We start from the raw sequence: 4,429 nt of genomic DNA, 5'->3' as shown, positions 1-4,429 counted from the left end.
TCAACGGTCAATCCGTCGGCCCGGTGGACATCCCTGATGACCTGCCGATGATCGATTACCTGCACGAGTACAAGAACCTCACCGGTTCGCGCCTGGGCTGCGGCCAGGGCATTTGCCACGCCTGCGTGGTGATCGTTGATAACCCGGACGGCACCAGCGAAGAAGTGCGCACCTGCATTACTGGCGCGCACTATTTCGAAGGCAAGAAGGTGCGCACCATCGAAGGCCACGCGACCCGCGACGAGCAGGGCAAGGTCACTGAACTGAACCCGATCCAGCAGCGCTTCGTCGACGAATTCGCCTTCCAGTGCAGTTACTGCGCGCCTGGCTTCGTCAATGCCGCGACGGTGCTGGTAGAGAAGCTGCAGCGACAGCCCATCGTCAAAAGCCAACTGGAAAAAGTCATCGAGGACAGCCTCGGTCATCACATCTGCCGTTGCACCGGCTACGTGCGCTACTACAGCGCCACGCGCAACGTGCTGACTGATCTCGGCCTGGTCAAGGAGGGTTAAGCATGAAACAACTACTTAGCCGTCTCGCGTTGACGGTCGGCCTGGCAGCGCCTGTGTTGCTGGCTCACGCTGACGATGCGCAGGTCAAGCAGGGCGAATACCTGGCCCGTGCCGCCGACTGCATGGCGTGCCATACCGCGCCGGGTGGCGCGCCGTATGCGGGCGGCCTGCCGATCGTCTCGCCGTTCGGCACGATCTACGGCACCAACATCACGCCGAGCAAAGAGCACGGCATCGGTTTGTACAACGATGACGAATTCTTCGCTGCGTTGACCGAAGGCAAGCGCCGCGATGGGGCGAACCTGTACCCGGCGATGCCGTACACCTCGTATCATTTGATCCCGCGTGCAGACTCCGACGCGATTCATGCCTACTTGAAAACCATCGCGCCGATCGAGCGCGCCGCTCCGGTCACCAGCCTGAGCTTTCCGTTCAATGTGCGTCCTGGCCTCATGGGCTGGAACATGATGTACGGCAAGGACGTGAAGCTGGAATCCGCCGAAGGCAAGAGCGAAGCCTGGAAGCGCGGCCAGTACATGGTCGACGTGCTCGGTCACTGTGGCGAGTGCCACACGCCACGCGGTTTGCCTGGTGCGATGCAGATGGACAAGCGCATGACCGGTGGCGTTCTCAATGGCTATCTGGCGCCGAGCCTGTTGGCCACTGACCTGGCCGCGCGTGGCTGGAATCATCAGGACCTGAGCACGTTCCTCAAGCACGGCATGAGCGCCCAGGGCACGATGTTCAACGAGATGTTCCCGGTGTTCCACAACAGCACTCAGGGCCTCACTGACCCGGATCTGGCCGCCATGGCCACCTTCCTGCTCGGCGATCAGCCGCCAGCGGCAAAAGTGCTGACCGACGTGCCACTGGAAAAACTCAGCGCCAGCGCCCAGCGCGGGCGTCAGGACTACTTGAACGTCTGTGCCGGTTGCCACGCGGTCGATGGCGAAGGCAAGCCACACATCGCCGTGGCCATGCGCGGCAATACCACGCTGCGTCTGGAAGATCCGCGCAATCTGGTGCGGGTAATCGACGACGGTATCGGTGAACAGAAATTCTCCGGGTTCGAGCACATGCAACCGATGCCCGGTTTCATCGAAAAACTCAGCGATGCACAACTCACCGACTTGCTGAACTACCTGCGTCAGGGTTGGGGTGGTCTACCGGGCGACCTGGCGGTAAACGACGTGCAGAAACTGCGGGCCGATGCGCCGCTCGAGCACAAGGCGCACTGACATGCAGCATCTCGATCTGCAAGTGGTGCGGCGGGCGCTGGAGTGGTCGTTGGCCGGGCAACGCGTCTGGCTGTGCACGGTGCTCGCCACTTACGGCTCGGCGCCCCGTGCGCCGGGTTCGTTGCTGGCAGTCAATACCGACGGCCAGTGGATCGGTTCGCTGTCCGGCGGCTGCGTCGAGGAAGACTTTCTTGAGCGCGTCGCCGAAGGCGCGTTTGAGGACGCCGTCGGCGTCGTGCGTTACGGCGAAGGTGACGATCCGCGCTCGCGGGTCAGCTTGCCCTGTGGTGGCGTGCTCGACGTGCTGGTAGAGAAGCTTGAATCTGATTGCGATGTTCAGGCGCATTTGCGGGAGCTGGAGTCGGCGCTATTGGGCCGACGCCGCTTGATCCGTGAAGTCGATCTGGCCAGTGGGGCGCGCAGTCTGCTCGATGATCGCGAGCAGGGTGTTCGCGTCGAGCGTGAGGTCGACCGTGTGCGGCTGCGCATCGGTGCCGCTCAGCGCTTGTTGCTCGCCGGCTACTCCAGCGTGGCCCAGGCCTGTGCGGAGTTTGCCGTGGGCCTGGGCTTCGAAGTGATTCTGTGCGATCCGCGGGATGAAGTGCTGGAAGGCGTGGTCCTGGAAAACGTAGAGATTCGTCGTCAATTGCCATCCGTATTCATTGCCGACGGCGGCTGCCACAGCGACACGGCCGTGGTGGCGCTGACCCACGATCCGCGTATCGACGATTTGGCCATGATGGAAGCGGTACGCACCGAGGCGTTCTACATCGGCGTGATGGGCTCGCTGCAGACTTCGCACAAGCGCTTCGAGCGCTTGCGGCGCATTGGTGGCTTGGGCGATGCCGAACTGGCGCGGATTCATGCGCCAATCGGCTTGAACCTGGGCAGCAAGACGCCAGCGGAAATTGCTCTTGCGGTACTGGCCGACATCCTGCGAATCCGCAGTGGTATCGCACGGGACAAGCTGTAATCACTGATCCCTTGTAGGAGCGAGCCTGCTCGCGATAGCGGTTTTCCTGTCAGAGATTTATGACTGACACACCGCTATCGCGAGCAGGCTCACTCCCACAAAAAAGGGGCCGCATTCAGCGACCCTTTTTTTGCATTAGTATCCGAATTTATCCCGCAGCCCGTAATACCAGGCGCCCAACGCCGCAAACGGTGTGCGCAGCAATTGCCCACCGGGGAACGGATAGTGGGGCAGGTCGGCGAACGCGTCGAAACGCTCGGCCTGGCCACGCAACGCTTCGGCCAGGACCTTGCCCGCCAGATGTGTGTACGTCACGCCATGGCCGCTGCAACCCTGGGAGTAATAGATGTTGTCACCCAGCCGCCCCACTTGCGGCAGACGCGACAACGTCAGCAGGAAATTACCGGTCCAGGCGTAATCGATCTTTACATCCTTGAGCTGCGGGAAAGCCTTGAGCATCTTCGGTCGAATGATCGCTTCGATGTTGGCAGGGTCACGCGCGCCGTACACCACGCCACCACCGAATATCAGGCGCTTGTCGCCGCTCAGTCGGTAGTAATCGAGCAGGTAATTGCAGTCCTCGACGCAATAATCCTGCGGCAACAGGCTTTTCGCCAACGCGTCGCCCAAGGGCTCTGTGGTGATGACCTGGGTGCCGCAAGGCATCGACTTGGCCGCCAGCTCCGGCACCAGATTGCCCAGATAAGCGTTGCCCGCCACGATGATGAATTTTGCCCGGACTTTGCCTTGCGGCGTGTGCACTACCGGATTGGCGCCGCGCTCGATGCGTATCGCCGGCGATTGCTCATAAATGACGCCACCCAGCGACTCCACAGCCGCCGCTTCGCCCAGCGCCAGGTTAAGCGGGTGAATATGTCCGCCGCTCATGTCGAGCATACCGCCGACATATTGATCACAGGCCACCACCTCACGGATACGGCTTTTATCCATCAACTCCAGCTGCGTGTGACCGAAACGTTCCCACAGACGCTTCTGGGATTCGAGATGACCCATTTGCTTGGGGGTGATGGCGGCAAACACGCCGCCGTCCTTCAAGTCGCACTGGATATTGTATTTGGCCACGCGCTCGCGAATGATCCGCCCGCCCTCAAACGCCATTTGCCCCAGCAACTGAGCCTGCTTGGGGCCGACACTGCGCTCGATCACATCAATATCGCGGCTGTAGCTGTTAACGATCTGGCCACCGTTTCGCCCGGACGCACCAAAACCGACTTTGGCGGCTTCCAGTACCGTGACCTTGAAACCGTTCTCCAGCAAGAACAGGGCAGAGGACAGACCGGTATAACCGGCACCGATTACACAGACATCAGTCTCAACGTCGTCCTGCAGCACCGGGCGAGGCGGAACCGCATTGGCCGACGCAGCGTAGTAGGACTCTGGGTAGGGGGTGTGCGCCATCCTGCAGCCTCTGTTTAATATATTTTACGAGTGCGTCGATCCTACCCGAGTTAAAAATCCACCGCCAGCCACCGGAAAATCTTCTTTGCAGCGGCAAAATTAAATATTTTGCATATTCATAGGGTTAGCTCGAAAAAAGGTGTTGACACCCCTCCGGAATTCCGTAGAATGCCGCCTCACAGCAGGCACGTAGCTCAGTTGGTTAGAGCACCACCTTGACATGGTGGGGGTCGTTGGTTCGAGTCCAATCGCGCCTACCAAACAAAATCCGCTCTGCTGGGCGGTCT

General features: G+C 60.6%; 4 protein-coding genes and 1 tRNA gene. 4 read left to right on the top strand and 1 reads right to left on the bottom strand.

The features are described from left to right. The 3 genes from D8U69_RS26515 to D8U69_RS26505 all read left to right on the top strand — a co-directional run. Positions 1-512 (top strand): (2Fe-2S)-binding protein (locus tag D8U69_RS26515; protein WP_241668699.1); only part of this gene is annotated, 512 nt, incomplete at its 5' end. 2 nt (positions 513-514) lie between these two features. After that, the gene (locus D8U69_RS26510; RefSeq protein WP_130908485.1) at positions 515-1,750 is read left to right on the top strand and encodes a cytochrome c; all 1,236 of its coding nucleotides are present in this window, start codon (positions 515-517) and stop codon (positions 1,748-1,750) included. A 1-nt stretch (position 1,751) separates the two neighbouring features. Continuing rightward, the gene (locus D8U69_RS26505) at positions 1,752-2,723 is read left to right on the top strand and encodes an XdhC family protein (RefSeq protein ID WP_130908484.1); all 972 of its coding nucleotides are present in this window, start codon (positions 1,752-1,754) and stop codon (positions 2,721-2,723) included. Between the two features lie 135 nt (positions 2,724-2,858). Here D8U69_RS26505 and D8U69_RS26500 read toward each other — a convergent pair whose 3' ends face one another. Then, positions 2,859-4,142, bottom strand: a complete 1,284-nt coding sequence (locus D8U69_RS26500; protein WP_130905359.1) for an FAD-binding oxidoreductase — start codon at positions 4,140-4,142, stop codon at positions 2,859-2,861. 183 nt (positions 4,143-4,325) lie between these two features. Between D8U69_RS26500 and D8U69_RS26495 the strand changes: the two genes are divergently transcribed. Then, positions 4,326-4,402, top strand: a tRNA-Val gene (locus D8U69_RS26495). The last annotated feature ends 27 nt before the right edge of the window (positions 4,403-4,429 follow it).

Source organism: Pseudomonas sp. Sample_16 (assembly GCF_004307665.1).
GTDB lineage: Bacteria > Pseudomonadota > Gammaproteobacteria > Pseudomonadales > Pseudomonadaceae > Aquipseudomonas.
The sequence above is the reverse complement of the archived record's forward strand: the minus strand, read 5'-3'. Positions and strand labels throughout refer to the sequence as shown.

Excerpts from the sequence above, each read along its gene's own strand:
- D8U69_RS26500 (WP_130905359.1), bottom strand. The coding sequence starts at position 4,142 with ATGGCGCACACCCCCTACCCAGAGTCCTACTACGCTGCGTCGGCCAAT.
- D8U69_RS26505 (WP_130908484.1), top strand. The coding sequence starts at position 1,752 with ATGCAGCATCTCGATCTGCAAGTGGTGCGGCGGGCGCTGGAGTGGTCG.
- D8U69_RS26510 (WP_130908485.1), top strand. The coding sequence starts at position 515 with ATGAAACAACTACTTAGCCGTCTCGCGTTGACGGTCGGCCTGGCAGCG.